The organism is Micromonospora coerulea (genome assembly GCF_016598485.1).
Classification (GTDB): domain Bacteria; phylum Actinomycetota; class Actinomycetes; order Mycobacteriales; family Micromonosporaceae; genus Micromonospora; species Micromonospora coerulea.
In genome coordinates this window covers 1-18,317 of record NZ_JAEMUW010000014.1, presented here as the reverse complement: position 1 = coordinate 18,317, position 18,317 = coordinate 1, and the positions used below count along the sequence as shown (strand labels likewise).

Below are 18,317 nucleotides of genomic sequence, written 5' to 3'. Positions count from 1 at the left end.
TGGACCGCACGAGCGGGAGGTACGCCGGTGACGCAGCGGGTGCTGGTGGTCGACGACGACCGGACGGTCAGCGATGTGGTCTGCCGGTACCTGGAACACGCCGGCTACCAGGTCGACCACGTCGGTGACGGGGCCGCCGCGCTGGCCGCCGTGGCCCGCCAGCCACCGCATCTGGTGGTGCTCGACCTGATGCTGCCGGTGCTCGACGGCTTGGAGGTCTGTCGCCGGCTGCGGGCGCGGCCGGACGGCGTACCCATCGTCATGCTCACCGCCCGTGGCGACGAGGCCGACCGGATCCTCGGCCTGCAGTTGGGCGCGGACGACTACCTCAGCAAGCCCTTCTCCCCGCGGGAGCTGGTGCTGCGGGTGCGCTCGGTGCTGCGCCGGGCGGGCGGTGAGCCGGTCGGCCAGGCGCCGGAGGTGCTCGCCGACGACGGCCTGGAGGTGCGGACCGGCCCCCGGGTGGCCCGGCTGCACGGCCGGGAGCTGACCCTCACGCTGCGCGAGTTCGACCTGCTGGCCCACCTGATGCGGCACCCGGCGCGGGCGTTCCGCCGGGCGGAGCTGCTGGAGAAGGTCTGGGGCTGGAGCTTCGGCGACCAGTCCACGGTCACCGTCCACGTGCGACGGCTACGGGAGAAGATCGAGTCCGACCCGGCGGATCCGCGGCGCATCGTGACCGTCTGGGGCGTCGGCTACCGCTACGAGCCGACCGGTGGGTGACCTGGCGCTGATCTTCGGGGCGGCGCTGGCCGCGGCGCTCTGCGTCGGGCTGGTCGGCGCGGTCGCCCTGCGGCTGCTGCGCGGCCACTCGATCCTGGTGCACATCGTCGTGCTGCTGGCCATGACCGTCTCCGCGGTGGTCGCCGGGGTGGCGGTGATCGCCGAGGCGATGTTCCTCTCCCCGCACGACCTGGAGGTGGTGCTGATCACCGTGTCCGCCGCCGCGGCGGTGAGCCTCGTGGTCGGCTGGCTCTTCGGCCGGCGGTTGGCCGCGGCGGCCGTCTGGGCGGACCAGGCGCGGGAGCGGGAGCGGCGGATCGAGAAGGGGCGCCGCGACCTCGTCGCCTGGGTCTCGCACGACCTGCGTACCCCGCTGGCCGGGCTGCGCGCGATGGCCGAGGCGCTGGAGGACCGGGTGGTCCGCGACCCGGACACCGTCGACGAGTACCACCGCCGGATCCGGATGGAGACCGACCGGATGACCCGGCTCGTCGACGACCTGTTCGAGCTGTCCCGGATCAACGCGGGCGCGCTGCGGCTGTCGCTGTCGGCGGTGCCGCTGGGCGACGTGGTCTCCGACGCCCTCGCGAGCACCGCCCCGCTGGCCGCGGCCCGCCGGATCCGGCTGGTGGCCGCCGAGTCGGGCTGGCCGACGGTGACCGCCAGCGAACCGGAGCTGGCCCGGGTGGTGGGGAACCTGCTGCTGAACGCGGTCCGCTACACGCCCGAGGACGGCACGGTGCGGGTGGACGCCGGGCGGGACGCGGACACCGCCTGGCTGGCCGTGGCGGACACCTGCGGCGGCATCCCGGAGTCCGACCTGCCCCGCCTCTTCGACGTGGCGTTCCGCGGCGAGCCGGCCCGTACCCCGCGCCCCGGCAACGGCGCCGGTGAAGGATCGGGCGGGCTGGGACTGGCGATCGTCCGCGGCCTGATTGAGGCCCACGGCGGGCGGGTAGACGTACAGAACATCACTGATGGCTGCCGGTTCGTGGTCCGGTTGCCCGCCGCGGGAACCTGACGCATCGATCGAGCGTCATATCTATTTCCATACATGTACAACTTTCTCTGGGACGGTAATGGTCATGCCGAATCAGCCGAATGACCGGTACCAGCAGGACACCGAGCGGAGCTGGCGGGCGGCCGAAGCCGCCGGGCGGTTCCCGGCGCAGCCGCCGTACCGGGAGGCCCGGCGCGACGCCCCGCTCTCCTGGGCCGAGCTGAACGCGCTGCCACCGGCCGCCACCCGACGCGGCCTCAGCGCCCGCTGACGCGCCCAGGGCAGCCTGTGACGCGGTGCGCGGAGGAAAGCGGCGACACACCCGGGCGCTCCACCGGGCCCGTTCGCACACCTGTCGGGTAGCGTCTCCTGGTCCGAAAAATCGGCCTACGACAGGAGAAGCTCCGCGCATGGGCAAGAAGACGATCCACGTCTCCGACTTCAGCGGCACGGTTCTGCAGCGGGACGACGAGGTGGTCCGCGTCGTCGTACTGGAGCACCCTGACCTGGTCGCCGGGCCCGTGCAGCTGGACGCCACCCCGGTCGAGGTGGAGAGCATCGACGACGCGGCGCTGGACGTGGCGGTGGTGGAGATCCACGACCGGCACGGTGGCGGCGAGCCGCGCCGGGTGGTGCTGACCGCCAGCGAGTTCGACGCGATGGCCACCGACGTGCCGATGGCCCAGCTGCTGCGGACGGCCGAGCGGGTGCGGCCGCCGAAGGCGCGCCGGGGCGCGGAGAAGGTCGACTACGGCACCATCGAGCACGCCGGCAAGCCGCACCGGGGCCGGGTCACCGAGGAGGAGGCCCGGCTGGTGCGGGAGCGACTGGACGAGGTCAACAAGCGCCTGGCCGACGCCGGCATCCGCCAGGTCGACCCGGCCGACCCGGAGCACGCCGCCCGGTACGGCTTCCCCGTCGCCGACTGACGTCCTACGGGTCGGGCGGGCGAGCCGGGCCCGCCCGACCCGGTCCCGCCGCCGACGATGCCGCCCCGCCGGCGGTCAGCTGCGCCGGGCGGCCTCGGCGAGGGCGTCGGCGACCGCCGCCTCCACGCCGGGCTTGTCCAGGCCGAGGCCGGTGAGCACGCCGTCGCCACCCTCCTCCTCGATGAGGGCGAGCAGGATGTGCTCGGTGCCGACGTAGTTGTGGCCCAGCCGCAGCGCCTCCCGGAAGGTCAGCTCCAGGACCTTCTTGCCGCGCGCGTCGTAGGGGATCAGATCCGGGACCTGGTCGGCCGCCGCCGGCAGCGCCGCGGTGACGGCCTCGCGCAGCCGCTCCAGGGGTACGGCCCGAGCGGTGATCACCCGGGCGGCGAGCCCGTCCGGCTCGGCGAGCAGGCCGAGGGCCAGGTGCTCGGGGCCGATCTCGGCGTTGCCGGCGGCGCGCGCCTCGTTCTGGGAGGTCACCACCACGTTGCGGGCGCGCGGGGTGAAGCGGCCGAACCCGGCATTGGGGTCGAGGGCGGCCGCCGTCTCCGCCTTGGCCGCGGACCGCTTCTGGGCGGCCTGCTTGGTGACCCCCATGCTGCGCCCGATCTCGGTCCAGGAGGCGCCGGAACGGCGAGCCTGGTCCACGAAGTGGCCGATCAGGTGGTCGGCGACGTCGCCGAGGTGATCGGCCACCAGCACCGCGTTGGCCAGTTGGTCCAGCGCGTCGGTGTGCACCTTCTTGATGCCCTCGATCAGCTCGTCGAGGCGTACCGGATTGTTCATCTGGACGGGATTCGTCATGCGTCAACCATAGGTTGACGGGTGCCGGCCGTCAACCATCGGTTGACGAACCCCGTGGTGCGATCATCGACCGTGTGGCGGAGATCCTGGACTGGTTGACGGGCCGCGGCCTGTCCGCCTGCGACGACCCGGGCCTCCTCGACGCCGCGTACGACCGGGACGAGCGATACGCCGGGACGGCCCTGATCGCGCTCACCCTGAACCACGACGACCCGCTTGTCGTGCTGCCGCGAATCCGCTGCGGGCTACGGTCCGGTCGCCCCCAGACGCGGGCCAACGCCCTGCAGTGCCTGGGTCACCTGGCCCGGCTGCACGGGCTCGTCGACGCCGGGTCGCTCGGTCTGCTGCACCGCGCCCTGAGAAACCACACCCCCGTGGACTGCCGCTACCGCATCCACGGGTACGCGGACTCCGCAGCCGACGACATCGCCACCTTCGCCGCCCGTCGGCAACTGCCCCGCTGGCTGCGCCGCAGCCGCCCCGGCCCGCGCTCCCGCCACGGCCACTGAGCCGCCCCGGAAATCCCTCAGCAGGCCGGGCGAGTCCAGCTCGCGCAGGTGTTGCAGCACCGGCTCGTACATTCGACATCACGAACACGAACGCCCCAGTCCCTGCACAGGACCGGGGCGTTCGACGTGGGTGTCAGGCGACGAAGCGGGTACGGCGCCGGCGGGCGACGAGGTAGCCCACGCCGCCGAGCAGCAGCAGCACCGCGCCGACGCCAGCCACGGCGGCGGTGTTCGAGCCGGTCACCGGCAGCCCACCGTCGCCGCCACCCGCACCGGGAGCGGCCGGGCTCGCGCTGGGCAGGGGACCCGTCGGGCTCGCGCTGGCCGACGGGCTGGCGCTGGCGGACGGGCTGGCGCTGGCGGACGGGCTGGCGCTGCTCGACGGGCTGGCGGTGGGGCTCGCGGTCGGCGGCGTGACCAGGCTGGCGTACACGAAGTTGATCGGATTCGGCTTGGCCGGCAGCGGCAGCTCCCGAGGCGCCAGCGTCAGCGTGGACCCGGTGCCGCGCACCGGGTCGGTGCCCTGCTCGTTCTCGGCGAGCTTCTGCACGCCACCCAGCCCGTCGGCCCACTCCTTGCTGGCCCAGCGGAAAATGACGACGACGACCTTGTCGGCCTGCGCGTCGGTGCTGGTCACGATGAGATCCCCGGTGGTCGCCAGGGTGGCACCGACCGCGAGCTCGTCGTCGAACTCGCACCAGGCGATGTCCACGTTGCTGTCCTTGCCGTACCAGCAGTTGTCGTACTTGGGCAGCAGGTCGAGGTCGTCGACCGCCCGCACCTGCACGACCAAACCCTTGACCGGCGTCTCGCCGAGGTTCGTCACGCCGAGCGAGGCCGGCACGACCTCACCACGCTTGACCGGGTACTTGATGTTCCTGCCGGTGGCCGGATCCTGCTCGGTGACGGCGGCGAGCTTCGCCGGGTCCGGGGCGGCGAGGGCCGGGGCCGGCAGGGCGGCGACACCGGCAGCGAGGATGGCGGCGCCCAGGGCGAGCCGGGCGGACAGGCGTGCGGTCATGTGAACCCCCGTTGGTTGACGACCGAAAGACCCTACTAATGGACCTCGCCACAGGTGGTCCCCCACCAATGCCGCGAAATAGCTTATTGCCGAGCAATTCATCCAGGTGAGTGACCTGCGTCACTCGGCCTGACTGCGCAAACGCCGCTGGCCGGCACCCGACCAGGACCTGCCGTCCGCCGACCTCTTGCCGGCGGGATGCGGACCGCTCGCCCGACTGGTGGCGGACGCTACTCCTCCACCGGCAAGTCGTGAAACCACTGCCGGGATGATGCGGGCACCAGCAACAGGCCGATGATGACTGACGCACCAACGATCTGCAGCAGCCCTAACGCGTCAGCCCTGGCGAACATGACGACGCCATTCCCCACGCCGACGGTCGAGAAGACTGTTGTCCAAAACCGGGCCCGCCCGCTACCGCGCCACAGGCCGTAAGCCAACGCCAGGACAAGTAGCCCCGCTATCAACCCGGTGGCCCTGGGTGGACCACTGGTCAACATCTTCCCCGCCGGGATCGCGGTCGCCACGAGCAAAATCACCACGGCGGCGGCGACCGGCATAGGGATGCGTCGCTGACTCTGCTCGATCATCGGCTCATGGTAGGCGTCGTTCGCCCAGTCCACTGGCGCCACCGGCCGCCGGTTTGGACCAGGCCGGCAGTTGGCTGCCTGGTCCCGGGACCTCCGTGACAAATCGGTATCAGGACATCTATGAGGCTCCGCCGGTGGGTGCCATAGTGCCGGCATGACCGACCCGGAGCCCGCCGAACCCGTCGTGGCGATACCCGCCCTGGGGCTGCGGATTGTGGTGACCGTCCTGAGCTCGGCTGTTGCGGCCCCGGTGCTGTTGATGTACGCGTTCATGCTCGCCTGGTTCAGTCCCGAAATCACCGAGCCCGGCTGGTGTCGCCAGGAGTCTGCTGGATGGGGGCCCGATAACGGGACCCTCGTTTGGGTCGTGACCTGCACGGCAGGCGTTGCAGGCACGCTCTACTTCGGCCTCGCCCTGGCACGCTTTCACAGGGGCCGACGTTGGTGGCCCTGGCTGGTCGCTGCGGCGGCGATTCTGGCTGCCGGCTGGCCCGCGCTGCTGGGACTGTCAACTGCCTCTTGGTGTCCGCCGCCGCCGTGACCCACATGACGTGGCCCAAGCGCGCCCTCACACGCATTCGCTAGGGGAAGGGGTCCCTCTCCACACCCCGCACCGGGCTTACCCCCGGCCGCACCCAGGGGTGACGTAGTCGTGGACGGTGCGGGTGAGTTGTCGAACTGTCTCGCTGCCGCTGCGGAACGGCCCGGTGGTGAGGAACGCGACGGCGGTCTCCGCGCCCGGGGTGAGGCAGTAGCCGACGTCGTGGGAGACGCCGCGCAGGTCGTCGCCGGTCTTGTGCGCGAGGGGGGTACCGGGCGGCAAGGCGGCGGGGATCTTGGTGTTGAGCGTCTGCCGGCGCATGAAGTCGATCATCAGGTCGCGGGACGACTCGGTGAGGATCCGGGCGTCCCAGACTGCGCCGAGCAGCGAGATGACGTCGTCCGGGCTGGTGTAGTTCTCCTCGCCCCGGGCGTCGGCGTCGAAGAACTTGCGGGCCAGGACGGTGTCGCGCTGGTTCATCGAGTCGATCAGGGCGTTGACGGGCGCGGTCCCGCCGAACTGGTCGATGAGCACGTTCGCGGCGGTGTTGTCGCTGTACATGATCATGTATTCAGCGAGCCGGTGGTAGGTCAACACCTGCGGGATCGCCTCGGATTTCAGCTTGCCCGTGCCGCCAACCACGTCGTCGCGGGTGACGCGCACGCCCCCGTCGAGCGACAGCTGCCCGCAGTCGACCCGGCGCAGCACCTCCACCAGGATCCACAGCTTGATCACGCTCACCGCCTTTGGCCGGAACCCGCCGTTGACCGCGATCTGCTGGTCGCCGTACCGGCCGGAGAGGTCGCGCACGGCGACGCCGGCCCGGTTGTCGGTCGCGGCGGCCACGACCCGGGCGAGCTTCCCGGTCAGCGGTGACAGCCGGCCGCCGGCGGCCGGATCGGTGGGCGGCTGCGGATTGGTGACCACCTCGCCGACCAGCCGGTGCGGTTGCCGGTGCTGGCGGAACACCTCGACCACGCCCCGGCTGCGGCCAACCAGCGGCACGCGGTAGGCGTAGGTCGTACCCCCGGCGGTGACCTTGCCGGTTGCGGTGCCGCCGCCGACCCGCATCCGCGGGTCGGCGACCCGTCCGGTGTCACCGTCGCACGCCCGGTAGCGGACGGTGCGGTCGACGGTGTCGACCGAGAAGACCGCACCGGAAAAAGCCAGCCACGCCGCAGCACTGCCCGTCCCCCGCACCGGCGCCGGCCCGACGCCGTCCACCGCGGTCGGCCCCGACGTCCCCACCAGCGCGAGCAACGCGGCAGCCCCGACCGCCGTCCATCGCAACCTTTTCGGTGGTACGCGGACCGCCCCCTCCGGTGACCGCGAAGACGAGCGCCAGACGCGTATTTTCACCACTTTCGTAAGGTATGCAGCTGGCCGTTTCGTCGGCGGCGCCGGTGCTGGTGTCACCCGTCCGGGCTGATGAGTTCCGGGAAGCTCGGACGTCGGAACCCGAGACCGGCCCAACGCCTGGCGGGTAATCCTCGCCGGGAGCCGATAGCCTCAGCATCCGGCAGGTACGCGGAAATGGGGGTCACTACCGCAGCCCAAGGCCACTAGCCTCAGAGCGTGCCGTCACCGTTATACCGTCGCCGATGGGCCGTAATGCTGGCGTCAGGCCTCCTGATCGGGACCGCCGGATGCGGCTTCGATGATGGGCTGTCGCGGCAGGATGCCGCACCGCCCGCCGGCACGCCCGCTCCCACCCGTACCGCGCCGGCGCCCGCGACGCCGAGCGCCAACCCGGCCGACCGGCAGCTACGGCTGGCGTTCGCCGGAGACGTCCACTTCACCGGGCGCACTGTCACCCTGCTCGATGAGCCCCGGTCGGCGTTCGGGCCGATCGCCGAGGTGCTCCGCGGCGCCGATCTCACCCTGGTCAACCTGGAAACCGCGGTGACCGAGCACGGCACGCCGGAGCCCAAGCCCTACCTCTTCCGGGCGCCGACAACGGCGTACGAGGCATTGCGCGCCGCCGGCATCGACGCGGTCTCGATCGCGAACAATCATGCGCTCGACTACGGGCGGGTCGGCCTGCTGGACACGCTCGACTCCGCCCGCTCGGCCCGCTTCCCGGTCTTCGGGGCGGGGCGCGACGTGACCGAGGCGTACGCCCCCTGGCTGACGACGGTCGACGGCGTCCGGATCGCTGTCGTCGGATTCTCCCAGGTACACCGCCTTTCCGAACAGTGGAAGCCCACGTCGACCCGGCCGGGCATCGCCATGGCCTTTGACCGGGACCGTGCCGTCGGCGCGGTGGCGGCGGCGCACCGTCAGGCCGATCTGGTTATCGTCTTCATGCATTGGGGCATCGAGGGCAGCGCCTGCCCCAGCGGTGAGATGAAGAGCATCGCCGGCGCCCTGGCGAAAGCCGGTGCGGACATCGTGGTGGGCACGCACGCCCACACCCTGCTCGCGGATGGTTGGCTCGGTCGCACGTACGTGCACTACGGGCTGGGCAACTTCCTCTGGTACGGCACCTCGCGCAGCACGGACTCGGGGGTGCTCCGGCTGACCGTCCGCGGACGGGAGGTAATCCGGAACGAGTTCGTGCCAGCGATAGTCTCCGGCACCGGGCAGCCGCGGCTGGTGTCCGGGTCGGCCGAGCGGGCCATCCGCGACAAGCTGGCAACCGCCCGCCGCTGCACCGGCCTTTCTCCGACGAAGTGACAACGGGCTACCGCTGGTCGCGCAAGGGCGGTTGAGCGGCTCGAAGACCCGGGGCATCGGCGGGGTCCGCAGGTTGTTCTCCCCGAAGGACGACGTGTCGGTGTCGTCGTCGGCCGGCTGGATGATCACGCCGCCAACATGGGTTGGCGTGGCAATAGCCTGTCGAGGTGGAAACGACCGAGACCGCCGAAGGTGCGGCTTTCCCCCGAGAAGAATCCCCAGGCCTTGGAGCAGCCACCGGCTTCATGCTCGGGCTGTTCGGCTACCTCGTTGCGATTGTCGCCTTCGGATACCTAGGGATGTTCGCGGGCGGCCAGGACGCGGGAGACCAACTCGCGACCGGGATCGCGACGGCCTACCTGGTGGGTCTGGTCGCGTCGGTGGTCGTGGTGGTGGCGGTCCGTCGAACACGGCGGCACCAACCAAAGATGGCGATGGGTCTGCTCAGCGGGACGTGGGTGACACCGCCCGGTCCTCAGGCCGGCATGAGTTCGACGGCATCATGGAGCCTGATACGACCAGGGCGTTCGACTGTTGCCCACACGCCGAACGTCAGGTCGTGGTGTTCGGCAACCGTCCTCAGGAGCTGGCCATGCTCCGGGGCGCCCTCTTGCGCGAGGTCGATCATGACGCATCGGGTAAGCCGGCGGCGCGGTCGCAACACCACGTCGGAACCGATACGGACGGCTCGCCCTAGCCAGCCGTCCTCCGGGAAGTCGCTGCCCGGCACGTCGACGAGCAGATTGGCCCGGAACCGCACTGGGTCGACGGGCTCCCCCACCAGGTCATGGAGTCGCTGTAGGGCGGCGCTGCTGATCAGGCTTACCGGGCCCTCGTCGTGGTGCATGACCTCCGCTTCCCGCTCGATCGTCACGCGACGGGCCAGTACCTCGCTAACCGCCTCGTGCCCCGCGGGCTCATCCGCAGCGAAGCGGCGTCCGTCGGGCAGCTCCACCACCGGCACTGAATCGCCAGAATGTCCGCGCAGCGTGAACAGGCCAGGCATCCGACGGAAGCGACGGGTGTTCTTCCCGCTGCCCACCTTCCCGTCGGCGTCACGCACCGCCCACGAGCGGTCACCAACCAGTCCGCGCTCGTCGACCTCGACTGTTGCGAGCTGCTCGCCAAGCAGTGACTTGATCGGGTATCGGCGGATCTCGGCCAGCTTCATCGGCCTCACTGTAGATCGCCCCGACCGAGCAAGATCGTCTAGCCGGACGTGTCATCCACCGCGGCGTCCCAGTCATCGGCCGTCGCCATGCGAGTGCGCGAGCCGCAGTTAATCGGTGGATGCCCCGATCACCCGGCCCATACTTTCAGCAATGAGCTGCGAAGACGGGGATTGCCCACACAAATGGCACTACGCGCCACACCGCAGCCTGTACGGCGCACTGGAGCTGGGTCGCGGGCTTGCCGTCGCCCGTCTACGCCGCCAGCCGCAGCGCGCCGGACTGGTGTATCGGTGCTGCAGTCGGGACACCCGGTGGGACTGGCAGATCGACTCGCGCTCCACCTACCTGGCTCGACTGCTGCGCGACCTGCACCTGGACGTGGCTCCTCTGATCGCACAGCTCTACGCCTGTGGCCCTTACCGCGCCTGGCCGGAGTCCGACCCCCACGACGAGGACAATCAGTTCGACTTGACCGTTGGGGTGCTGACGACACTGGCTCGCGCAGGTGACGGGCAGGCCCGCGAGGCCTTGCACCGATACGTCCACAACGGCGTCCGCTGGATCGACGCACTGACCGCCCTCGCGGTCGAATGGCCGGTTGAGTGGTGGGACGACCTCTGGGAGACCGCTGCCATGCGGGTCGAGGTCGGAGATGCGGCGCGACTGTGGCCCTCGGATCACCCCTGGTCCTGGTGGCGAGGCCGAGATGCCCGGCTCGATGGGGTGCTCCGCGCCGCCGCACGTAGCCGTTCATCGGGTCGCGTCCGCCGGACCTCGTTGAGCGATGCATCCGACGCAGACCTCATAGCACTCCTGCAGTCAATGAACACCGACCCCGCCGCCATGGGCCTGGCCCTCGGGCAGATCCGCCATCGGGGCCGCCCGATACCCGAACTACTCGACCTCGTCGAGCGGGTCGCACCCGCACGGCCGGCGGGCCTGTTCGGCGCGCTGCGCACGCTCGGCCCCCAGATCCTTCCGCATGCTCGGGCCTGGGCTGCGGATGCCGACCACCCATTGTTCCGCGACGCCCCGCACCTGCTTGCCGAGCAAGGTGACGAACAGGACATCGCAGTTCTGTTCGCCGCACTCGATCAGCTCGGCGACGAGTGGTGCGGCTATGACGTCCTCAGCGAGGGGCTCGCCCGCATACTCGCAACCGCGCCACCCGCTGCCTACGCCGACGCCAAAGCGATGCTCATCCGCCGGCTGCGCCTGATGACCGTCGCGTCTCCGCACTCCTACGAGCGGGCCAGCTACCTGCGTAGCCTGCTGTTGCTGGACGAGGAGCGCACCACGGCGGTACTGCCGATTCACCTGTTCGACTGTGAACCCTCGGTACGGTTGCTGGCCGCCCGGCACACTCCACTGACCGAGGACGCCCGGAGCTGGCTGGCCGAGCTGCGCGACGACCCGATCGAGGAGGCGGATGTACGGCTCGCCGCAGCGGAACGGCTGCCGGCATGACGGACCGGCCCTCCAGGGCCAAACGGCGCCGCATGTCGGTGGGCCGTGAACGAAGCCGCGACGAGATCGTGGTGGGGATGCGGCGCGTGCACCCGGGGCAGCCCCCTAGCTAAGGGGCAGAAGTGCGGATGGGAGAGCTGGTCGCTGGCGTGGGCATCGATCCTCAGGGTGCCCAACGGGCACGCAGGACGCCGTCCGGATCGGGTCGGACCGCACTCAGCAGTGGGTGACGTTCGTCCATGAGCGGAAGGACGATGGCGGCCTGGGCTTCGGCCAACCGGATGCGCAGTGCACCGTGGACCGTTTCCTCAACGCATCGGCAGTTGACCTGACCGTTGTGGTCCTGCCAGATGACCTCGCTAAGGCCCTCGTCGGGCAGGTTCGCCAACGCAGCGTCGACGTTCGTCTGCAGGTCGGGCCAGACCAGTAGGCGGGCTCGGGGGGCCAACTGTGTCCGGACGGCATCCAGGTTGCTGGTCGTGATGCGGTGCCAGCGGGCGGCGTTGTAGACGTAGCCCTCTTCGAGAAGCACGGCGCCGCGTTCTACGGCGATAGTGGCGACCTCGTCCCAGAAACCGCTGTCGGCCGGCCGAGCGCTGGCGTCCTCGGTGAGCGCCGGGTCGTATGGCGACCGTTGGATCCGTTCCGCGAAGAGCCCATGCCGGTTGGCACGGGCCACTGCCCCTGGCATGGGTCGGTGCTGCCGAGGTACACGTACTGGTCCCAGCCGACATGGATGAACAAGCGCTCCTCGGCTTCAAGCCGGCACCAACCAGGGCCGTCGCGCAACATGAGCCGCACGAGCTCCAACCCCACCGCCACGGGTACCTGCGCTCCGTCGTGGTAGCCGCTCAGATCCGGCCCGAACAGCACAGCCAACCGGCTGTCACGCCCGTCGCCATCCAGGCCCACGCGAACCGCCGCCTCCGGTTCCCGGATCGCCAGCCGGGTGACCTGGCTGTCTTCGGCGAAGGCAGCCACGGCCGCCAGGTAGGCGGCCCTCAGCCGGACCGCGGTCGCTGTTCGTGTCCTCCGAGGTCGCAACGTGACGGATAGGCGGCCTTGTGGGCGCGTGCACGATCATGTGGTCGCCCTGGCCGGTCGACGTGACGGACAGCGGCTTACCACTCGTCTTTGTGGCAGTTCGGGGGAGGATCATCGCCGGCCACGATGAAGTCTTGGCACGCGAGGAAGCGGCTATTGAAGTGGCCGACGAGGAAGCCGGTCAACGCCACAATGGCGACGATCACCACCACGGTGACCTTCAGGCGGCGGCCCGGCAGGGTGAAGTAGTTGGGCGCGAGTAACCGGACGATGATGGCCACGACGAACGGCGCGACGGCGATGGTCGCGACGTTCACCACACGCGCGGCGGTCTGTTCGAAGGCGCTGTGAGGGTGACCCACGACGAGTCTTAGCAGCAGGAGCCCTATCGGGGGCAGGAACAGGACCAGCACCCAAGGGTGGGTATGTACCCGGCGGGGCAGGAGGAGAGCGCTCAGGAGGACAACGAGGGCCAGCACGAACAGTTCCTGCCGATGGTAGTAGAAGATGGTCCGGTGCGTGCCGATTTCGAACGCTGAGTCCCAGGCCCACAATGAGGCGCCGAATGTGATCGCGTAGAAGCCCCCAAGCTTCTGCACCGCCCTCCCCCGTAGGAGGTCGTCCCCCTCGGTAAGCTCTCGCGACTTCTCGGCCGCTCGCTCGGCCGGACCTTCCCCGTTCATGCCCCTGCCTATCGTGCTCACCTCCCAGCCGTGGTTTGGCGTCTCCCGGGTCAGCGGCAACACAGCGCGAGGGGCGAGCGGGCGGCTGGGGTCCCCGCGACCTCAATGCCCATAACGAGGACAAGGCGCTATGCGCATCGGCCGAGGCTGGTTCAGCCGCCGCGTGCGGCAGTCGCTCGACGGCAGGCGTCTGCCCGGACGTGCACACCGCACCATGCCAAACGACATCTGGGCACCCCCCGAAGGGTGAATGCCAGATGATTGCTGGTGCGCCGCCGGGGACTCGAACCCCGAACCCGCGGATTAAGAGTCACAGCCGTAGTCGCTGCCAGACGACAGCAAGCTCGGCAATGTCGTCGGCCCGGAGTCGGCTCAAGTGGTCCTTGGTTACACCGGTTGCCGTCGGGGTTGCTGTCGCGACTTCACCTGGAAGCAGGCGACGTCGTACTGCGCAACCGATTTGGGGTTCTTCGAGTTCTGCGGCTGTTCCCCCGGCCAGGTGGGCCCCGGCGATGCCCCCGTCCGGCCTGAGCGGCAGACTCATGAGCATTGCCGGCCGCTGGTCGTGTGTCGGGGATCTCCGGGCCGGCCGGTTGTCCGCCCGCCGTCCGGTGCGTCAGTCTCAGCGGGTGGTCATCCTGCTCAGCGCGTTCGGCATCGTGCTGCTCGGTGCCTTCGCCCAGGCGGTCAGCGGCTTCGGGTACGCGCTGGTGACCGTGCCGTTGCTGGCCGCCGCCGTCGACCCGCGCGCCGCCGTGGTGGTGTCGGCGCTGACCGGCGTCGGGCTGACCGTCACTGCGGCCATCCGGGAACGCGCCCACGCCCGGTGGCGGGTCGCGGCGGCACTCACCGCCACCGCCCTGCTCGGCCTGCCGGCCGGCCTGCTGGTTCTCGCGCTCGCGCCGGAGCGGCTGCTGAGCGCGCTGATCGCGGTCGTGGTGCTCGGCTGTGCAGCGCTGGTCTGGTCCAGGGCACGGATCCGCACCGGACGGATCGGTCTCGGGGCCATCGGCGTCCTCGTCGGGGTGCTAACCGCCGCCACCGGGACGAACGGGCCCCCGCTGGTCGCCGCGTTCCAGTCGCTCGGCTACGACCCGCGCACCTTCCGGGCCACCCTGGCGGCGACCTTCTCGGGCACCAGTCTGATAGGGCTGACGGGGTTCCTGCTGACCGGTCAGGTACACGCCGATGTGGTGCGGATCTCCCTTGTGGCGCTCCCCGCGGTGCCGCTGGGCTGGTGGCTGGGAAACCGACTGTTCCACCGCATCGACCCCGTGGCGTTCCGACGGATCGTGCTGGTCGGGCTGCTCGGCAGCGCCGGCGCCGCGCTCGCGAGCTTGCCTGGCTGAGACGGTCGTCCACGGACCCCTTAGGCGGATCTGCGGAAGTCGCTCGCCGGGGCGACCGGCGGCTCGATTCCGTCGAGCCGGTCGGCGGTGAGGCTAGGTACCCCTCGTCCCGCTGCAATCCGCCGTTCATCACCAGAGGCGGTGCTGGTCGTCGCCACCCGTCGGTAGCGCTGCCAGAGCCCCGGTGAGCAGGAGACGTTAAGCATCCCGGTCTCGTCCCCTACATTGAGGAAGGCGACCCCACCCGCGGTCGCGGGCTCTGCCCGTGGGTGACGATCGCGGTGTCCATCGCCCGCTGCTACGACACACTGAGCCGGGATGGAGCATCTGATCCGCGCTCAGCCGGGCTGATGCCCGCCGCATGAGCACCGCTCAGGTTGGGGTCGAGCAAAGGGGTCAGGCCCGGTCCATGAGGACCAGGCCCGAGGTGTTACTGCTGGTGCGCCGCCAGGGACTCGGACCCCGAACCCGCGGATAAAGAGAACTCGCGCTCGATTACGGTCAAGGCGCATGACCTCGGTTCAGCCTGCCGCGCCGCCGTGTCGATTGCTCGTCTTGCGCGGGGTGGGGGTCGCGTGGGGGTCAGCCGTGGTCGCCCAGTTTGTTTCCTACCTGTCGTGTGCAGAGGCATGCCGAGCGACCAGCGCCGGCATGATAGTCCGTGTGCGCCGCGACCGCAGCCACTTCCACATGCGGCAAGCTCGCTCACTCGGACCGTGGCGGGCGCGAAAAGGCTGGCGCGCATAAGGTCGGCTCGACACGGCGCCCTTCGCGAGACTAGGACGGGGCAGGACATGGACCAAGGTACCCGCGACGAGTTGCTCGGCCGCCTAGCCGCGGCAGTCGGGTCCGTCACCGTCGCACACCCGACGCGGGTTGCCGTCGACGGACCGCCCGCCGCAGGCAAGACCACCCTCGCCGACGAGCTGGCCGTCGTCTTGCGCACACAGGGCCGCGACGTCATCCGCGCGACGATCGATGATTTCCTCTTCCCACGGGCGCAGCGCTATCCGCGCGGCGAGTTCTCGGCCGAAGGCTGCTATTTCGACACCCACGACTACGACGCGCTGACCCGGGTCCTGCTCGATCCGCTCGGCCCGGGCGGAGATCGACGCTTCCAGAACGCGGTCTACGACCGAACAGCGGATACTGCGCTGTCCCCGCCGGTCACGACTGCCCCCGCCGACGCCGTGCTGGTCTTCGACGGCGTCTTCCTCATGCGCCCGGAACTGATTGATCGGTGGGACCTGCGCATCTTCGTGTCGACCGCGCTCGAGAAGACCGTGGATCGTGCCGTGATCCGAGAGCGCCGGGTCTTATCTCTGGCCGAAGTCGAACGGCGCTGGCGCGAGCGTTACATCCCCTCCCAACAGCTCTACTTCGCTACGGTCCGCCCGACCGATCACGTCGACATCATCGTGCACAACGACGAGCCTCAGCAGCCGGTCTGGGAGACCCAAACACACTGACCGCGCTCAGTTCGGCATGAGCGGACGTCTCGCCAGCGCGGCCCCGCAGGCAAGCGCTGGCGGTCAGACCATCGCGATCATGTAGAGCATCTGGTGAGGCCGATCCGTCACGCATCATGTGAGACCAGGCATCGCCGGCAGCCGATGCAGCGTCGCGGAGCAGACCGGACGGTTGGAAATCACTTGGAAATCATTCAGACGGCTGTGCGTCCCCCGTCGACCGGCAGGACCGCGCCGTGGATGAAGCTCGCCCGGTCGCTGGCCAGGAAGGTGATTGCGGCGGCGATTTCCTCAGCAGAGCCGGGCCGTCCGGCCGGTCCGCCCTTGGCCAGTTGGTCGAGTGCGTCGCCCATGGACGCGGTGCCCTCGGTACGGGTCGGTCCGGGGCCGACCGCGTTGACCCGTACGCCACTGGGCCCGTACTCGGCAGCCCAGGACTTTGTCAGCAGCACCAGCGCGGCCTTGCTCGACCCGTACAAAGCCATCCCCGGAGCGCCGAACTCGGCGACCATCGTGGTCACATTGACGATCGCGCCCCGGCCGCGCTTGGCCATGTCGGGTGCGAGCTCTGCGACCAGGAAGTATGGCGCCTTGACATTGAGTGCGTACACCGAGTCGAACGTCTCCTCGCTGGTCTGCTCGGTAGGACCGAACGGGAAGGCGCCAGCGCTGTTGATCAGTACATCCACCTGCCCGAGCTGCTCCTTGGCACGAGCGGCCAGCGAGCGCGCGGCGGCCTCGTTGTGAAGATCGGTGGCCACGAACCAGGCCTGACCCCCGGCCGAACGAATCTCCTGCACCACGTCGTTGCCCCGGTTCTCGTCCCGACCGGACAAGACCACGTGCGCACCGAGCCGGGCCAACTCGGTAGCCGCGGCCTTCCCGATGCCACTGGTTCCACCGGTCACCAAAGCCTTGGTGCCCGAGAGTCCTGACGTCATGATTTGCTCACCGTCCTGTTACGCGAACATCGGCTTCGGTCGAGAAGATCCGTGCGGCACGCCCTGACCGGTTGGTGCGAGGGACGGAACAGCCGACAGACCCGTTTAGGCGATTAGGCAGGCTTATACGCCATAAGGAAGATTTTGCCGTACCAGCTACCAGCTGGGCCGCGAACTGCCACACGAGAGGCAACCTGAATCCCGTCACCCTCGTTGACCTGGCCGGACCTGGTGCCCGCCAGCTGCTCCGCGCCGGCCTCGTCGGCGGCAAGGGCGTCCCCGAGACCGTCTCCAAGCATCCGGCCGTGTTCGTCACCTTCACCGCACCGTCCTTCGGGCCGGTCCACGTCCGCGCGGTCAAGCGGCGCACCTGCATCAATCGCAAGCGTTGCGACTGCCGATCCGAGCCCTGCGACGCCCGCCGCGACGCCGGCCTCTGCGAGCATGGCCGACCCGTCGTCTGCTGGGCGCGGGCCAGCACGCCGACGGCCAACCCTTACGCCCGACTGCGGCGCTGGGCACACATGCTCGGCTTCGGCGGCCACTTCCTCACCAAAGCCCGCCGCTACCTGGCTGGCCTTCCAACTCCTGCGGGAGACGCGGGTCGCCTTCCGCCGGCATGAGGACCAAGCCGACGAGCAGCCCGGCGCCCTTCGAGCCGTCGACCACCTCGACGACGACACCACCCTCATCGTCGGCACCCTCACCTTCGCCGGCGTCGGCTGGCACACCCTCGGCGACGCCCTCCTCGCCAACACCGCCCGCCGCCCTCGCCCGCGAACGACGAACCACCGGCCGCGAAGAACTCGCCCACGAAGCGGGCTCGGGTCGCCCAAGGCGCTGAACGCAAGATCACCGGCAAGGACTGGAAGGATTCCGGGTTGGTCTTCACCACCGGCATTGGGACTCCGATCGAACCCCGCAACTTCAACCGTCACTTTGGCCGGCTCCTGGACCGAGCAGGCATACGCAGGATCAGGTTCCATGATCTACGCCACTCCTGCGCCACGCTCCTCTACGAGCAGGGCGTGCCCATTGAAAAGATCCAGGACATCCTGGGCCACAGTTCCCCGACCATCACCAAGCTCATCTACGTTGAGGTCACCCGGCAGTCCCAGCGGTCGTCCGTGGACAGGCTCGGCCTTCACTTCGATGGCTGACGTTGGGTCGAGAAAAGGGGTCAGGCCCGGTCCATGAGGACCGGGCCTGAGGTGTTCCTGCTGGTGCGCCGCCAGGGACTCGAACCCCGAACCCGCGGATTAAGAGAAGATTGCGGATGGCTGGTCAGGTGGCTATGCACCTGGTCAGCCGGTCCGCCGTTGTCGGGCAGTGTCGGCGTCAGCGGGCGGGCTTGGCTGTACGGATGGCTGTACGAGCCGATGCCTTCGACTGCTACCTG

The 18,317-nt window shown here is 69.7% G+C and carries 20 protein-coding genes and 2 pseudogenes; 12 read left to right on the top strand and 10 right to left on the bottom strand.

Features of this window, described 5'->3' with window-relative positions; all coding sequences use genetic code 11:
- Positions 1-27 precede the first annotated feature (27 nt).
- From I8N68_RS18705 to I8N68_RS18690, 4 genes are all read left to right on the top strand, one after another.
- On the top strand, positions 28-723 hold the full coding sequence (locus tag I8N68_RS18705) for a response regulator transcription factor (protein WP_200211551.1): 696 nt from the start codon (positions 28-30) through the stop codon (positions 721-723).
- On the top strand, positions 716-1,744 hold the full coding sequence (locus I8N68_RS18700) for a sensor histidine kinase (protein WP_200211549.1): 1,029 nt from the start codon (positions 716-718) through the stop codon (positions 1,742-1,744). The genes I8N68_RS18705 and I8N68_RS18700 overlap by 8 nt, the downstream gene beginning before the upstream one ends.
- 64 nt (positions 1,745-1,808) lie before the next feature.
- On the top strand, positions 1,809-1,994 hold the full coding sequence (locus I8N68_RS18695) for a DNA repair protein (RefSeq protein WP_200211547.1): 186 nt from the start codon (positions 1,809-1,811) through the stop codon (positions 1,992-1,994).
- A 139-nt stretch (positions 1,995-2,133) separates the two neighbouring features.
- On the top strand, positions 2,134-2,652 hold the full coding sequence (locus tag I8N68_RS18690; protein ID WP_200211545.1) for a hypothetical protein: 519 nt from the start codon (positions 2,134-2,136) through the stop codon (positions 2,650-2,652).
- Between the two features lie 75 nt (positions 2,653-2,727).
- Here the strand turns inward: I8N68_RS18690 and I8N68_RS18685 are convergent, their stop codons facing one another.
- On the bottom strand, positions 2,728-3,456 hold the full coding sequence (locus I8N68_RS18685; RefSeq protein WP_200211541.1) for a Clp protease N-terminal domain-containing protein: 729 nt from the start codon (positions 3,454-3,456) through the stop codon (positions 2,728-2,730).
- A gap of 74 nt (positions 3,457-3,530) precedes the next feature.
- On the opposite strand from I8N68_RS18685, the gene I8N68_RS18680 reads away from it, so the two are divergent.
- On the top strand, positions 3,531-3,965 hold the full coding sequence (locus tag I8N68_RS18680) for a hypothetical protein (protein ID WP_200211540.1): 435 nt from the start codon (positions 3,531-3,533) through the stop codon (positions 3,963-3,965).
- A gap of 133 nt (positions 3,966-4,098) precedes the next feature.
- Here the strand turns inward: I8N68_RS18680 and I8N68_RS18675 are convergent, their stop codons facing one another.
- Both I8N68_RS18675 and I8N68_RS18670 read right to left on the bottom strand, forming a co-directional pair.
- The gene (locus I8N68_RS18675) at positions 4,099-4,986 is read right to left on the bottom strand and encodes an LPXTG cell wall anchor domain-containing protein (protein WP_200211539.1); all 888 of its coding nucleotides are present in this window, start codon (positions 4,984-4,986) and stop codon (positions 4,099-4,101) included.
- Between the two features lie 230 nt (positions 4,987-5,216).
- Complete coding sequence (locus I8N68_RS18670; protein WP_200211533.1) at positions 5,217-5,576, bottom strand: hypothetical protein; 360 nt, start codon at positions 5,574-5,576, stop codon at positions 5,217-5,219.
- Between the two features lie 154 nt (positions 5,577-5,730).
- On the opposite strand from I8N68_RS18670, the gene I8N68_RS18665 reads away from it, so the two are divergent.
- Positions 5,731-6,117, top strand: coding sequence for a hypothetical protein (locus I8N68_RS18665; protein WP_200211532.1), 387 nt, complete (start codon positions 5,731-5,733; stop codon positions 6,115-6,117).
- Between the two features lie 78 nt (positions 6,118-6,195).
- On the opposite strand, the gene I8N68_RS18660 is transcribed toward I8N68_RS18665, so the two are convergent.
- A complete protein-coding gene (locus tag I8N68_RS18660) occupies positions 6,196-7,377 on the bottom strand; it encodes a serine hydrolase (RefSeq protein WP_200211530.1) in 1,182 nt (393 codons plus the stop codon).
- A gap of 351 nt (positions 7,378-7,728) precedes the next feature.
- On the opposite strand from I8N68_RS18660, the gene I8N68_RS18655 reads away from it, so the two are divergent.
- Positions 7,729-8,793: a CapA family protein gene (locus I8N68_RS18655; protein WP_200211528.1), complete on the top strand. Its 1,065-nt coding sequence runs from the start codon at positions 7,729-7,731 to the stop codon at positions 8,791-8,793.
- A gap of 475 nt (positions 8,794-9,268) precedes the next feature.
- On the opposite strand, the gene I8N68_RS18650 is transcribed toward I8N68_RS18655, so the two are convergent.
- Positions 9,269-9,964, bottom strand: a complete 696-nt coding sequence (locus I8N68_RS18650) for an MOSC domain-containing protein (RefSeq protein WP_200211526.1) — start codon at positions 9,962-9,964, stop codon at positions 9,269-9,271.
- A 151-nt stretch (positions 9,965-10,115) separates the two neighbouring features.
- Between I8N68_RS18650 and I8N68_RS18645 the strand changes: the two genes are divergently transcribed.
- On the top strand, positions 10,116-11,432 hold the full coding sequence (locus I8N68_RS18645) for a hypothetical protein (protein ID WP_200211524.1): 1,317 nt from the start codon (positions 10,116-10,118) through the stop codon (positions 11,430-11,432).
- A 163-nt stretch (positions 11,433-11,595) separates the two neighbouring features.
- On the opposite strand, the gene I8N68_RS18640 is transcribed toward I8N68_RS18645, so the two are convergent.
- Together I8N68_RS18640 and I8N68_RS18635 are read right to left on the bottom strand one after the other, a co-directional pair.
- Positions 11,596-12,111 carry a hypothetical protein gene (locus I8N68_RS18640; protein WP_200211522.1) on the bottom strand — a complete coding sequence of 172 codons (516 nt, stop codon included), beginning with the start codon at positions 12,109-12,111 and terminating at the stop codon, positions 11,596-11,598.
- A 442-nt stretch (positions 12,112-12,553) separates the two neighbouring features.
- Entirely contained in the window at positions 12,554-13,075 is a 522-nt protein-coding gene (locus I8N68_RS18635) for a hypothetical protein (RefSeq protein ID WP_200211520.1), read from the bottom strand.
- A 713-nt stretch (positions 13,076-13,788) separates the two neighbouring features.
- On the opposite strand from I8N68_RS18635, the gene I8N68_RS18630 reads away from it, so the two are divergent.
- A complete protein-coding gene (locus tag I8N68_RS18630) occupies positions 13,789-14,508 on the top strand; it encodes a sulfite exporter TauE/SafE family protein (RefSeq protein ID WP_200211514.1) in 720 nt (239 codons plus the stop codon).
- A 20-nt stretch (positions 14,509-14,528) separates the two neighbouring features.
- On the opposite strand, the pseudogene I8N68_RS32945 reads toward I8N68_RS18630, so the two are convergent.
- A pseudogene (locus I8N68_RS32945) lies at positions 14,529-14,774 on the bottom strand (hypothetical protein); the annotation flags it as partial.
- Positions 14,775-15,302: 528 nt separating this feature from the next.
- On the opposite strand from I8N68_RS32945, the gene I8N68_RS18625 reads away from it, so the two are divergent.
- Entirely contained in the window at positions 15,303-15,977 is a 675-nt protein-coding gene (locus tag I8N68_RS18625) for a nucleoside/nucleotide kinase family protein (protein ID WP_200211512.1), read from the top strand.
- A gap of 194 nt (positions 15,978-16,171) precedes the next feature.
- Here the strand turns inward: I8N68_RS18625 and I8N68_RS18620 are convergent, their stop codons facing one another.
- Positions 16,172-16,918, bottom strand: coding sequence for an SDR family NAD(P)-dependent oxidoreductase (locus I8N68_RS18620; protein WP_200211510.1), 747 nt, complete (start codon positions 16,916-16,918; stop codon positions 16,172-16,174).
- Between the two features lie 74 nt (positions 16,919-16,992).
- On the opposite strand from I8N68_RS18620, the pseudogene I8N68_RS34285 reads away from it, so the two are divergent.
- Both I8N68_RS34285 and I8N68_RS34275 read left to right on the top strand, forming a co-directional pair.
- Positions 16,993-17,762: pseudogene (locus I8N68_RS34285) on the top strand (replication initiator).
- A 7-nt stretch (positions 17,763-17,769) separates the two neighbouring features.
- Positions 17,770-18,078 carry a tyrosine-type recombinase/integrase gene (locus I8N68_RS34275; protein WP_443673262.1) on the top strand — a complete coding sequence of 103 codons (309 nt, stop codon included), beginning with the start codon at positions 17,770-17,772 and terminating at the stop codon, positions 18,076-18,078.
- A gap of 20 nt (positions 18,079-18,098) precedes the next feature.
- Here I8N68_RS34275 and I8N68_RS32935 read toward each other — a convergent pair.
- Positions 18,099-18,317 (bottom strand): hypothetical protein (locus tag I8N68_RS32935; RefSeq protein ID WP_234040104.1); only part of this gene is annotated, 219 nt, incomplete at its 5' end.

Excerpts from the sequence above, each read along its gene's own strand:
- I8N68_RS18695 (WP_200211547.1), top strand. The coding sequence starts at position 1,809 with ATGCCGAATCAGCCGAATGACCGGTACCAGCAGGACACCGAGCGGAGC.
- I8N68_RS18690 (WP_200211545.1), top strand. The coding sequence starts at position 2,134 with ATGGGCAAGAAGACGATCCACGTCTCCGACTTCAGCGGCACGGTTCTG.
- I8N68_RS18685 (WP_200211541.1), bottom strand. The coding sequence starts at position 3,456 with ATGACGAATCCCGTCCAGATGAACAATCCGGTACGCCTCGACGAGCTG.
- I8N68_RS18675 (WP_200211539.1), bottom strand. The coding sequence starts at position 4,986 with ATGACCGCACGCCTGTCCGCCCGGCTCGCCCTGGGCGCCGCCATCCTC.
- I8N68_RS18670 (WP_200211533.1), bottom strand. The coding sequence starts at position 5,576 with ATGATCGAGCAGAGTCAGCGACGCATCCCTATGCCGGTCGCCGCCGCC.
- I8N68_RS18665 (WP_200211532.1), top strand. The coding sequence starts at position 5,731 with ATGACCGACCCGGAGCCCGCCGAACCCGTCGTGGCGATACCCGCCCTG.
- I8N68_RS18655 (WP_200211528.1), top strand. The coding sequence starts at position 7,729 with ATGCTGGCGTCAGGCCTCCTGATCGGGACCGCCGGATGCGGCTTCGAT.
- I8N68_RS18650 (WP_200211526.1), bottom strand. The coding sequence starts at position 9,964 with ATGAAGCTGGCCGAGATCCGCCGATACCCGATCAAGTCACTGCTTGGC.
- I8N68_RS18645 (WP_200211524.1), top strand. The coding sequence starts at position 10,116 with ATGAGCTGCGAAGACGGGGATTGCCCACACAAATGGCACTACGCGCCA.
- I8N68_RS18625 (WP_200211512.1), top strand. The coding sequence starts at position 15,303 with ATGGACCAAGGTACCCGCGACGAGTTGCTCGGCCGCCTAGCCGCGGCA.
- I8N68_RS18620 (WP_200211510.1), bottom strand. The coding sequence starts at position 16,918 with ATGACGTCAGGACTCTCGGGCACCAAGGCTTTGGTGACCGGTGGAACC.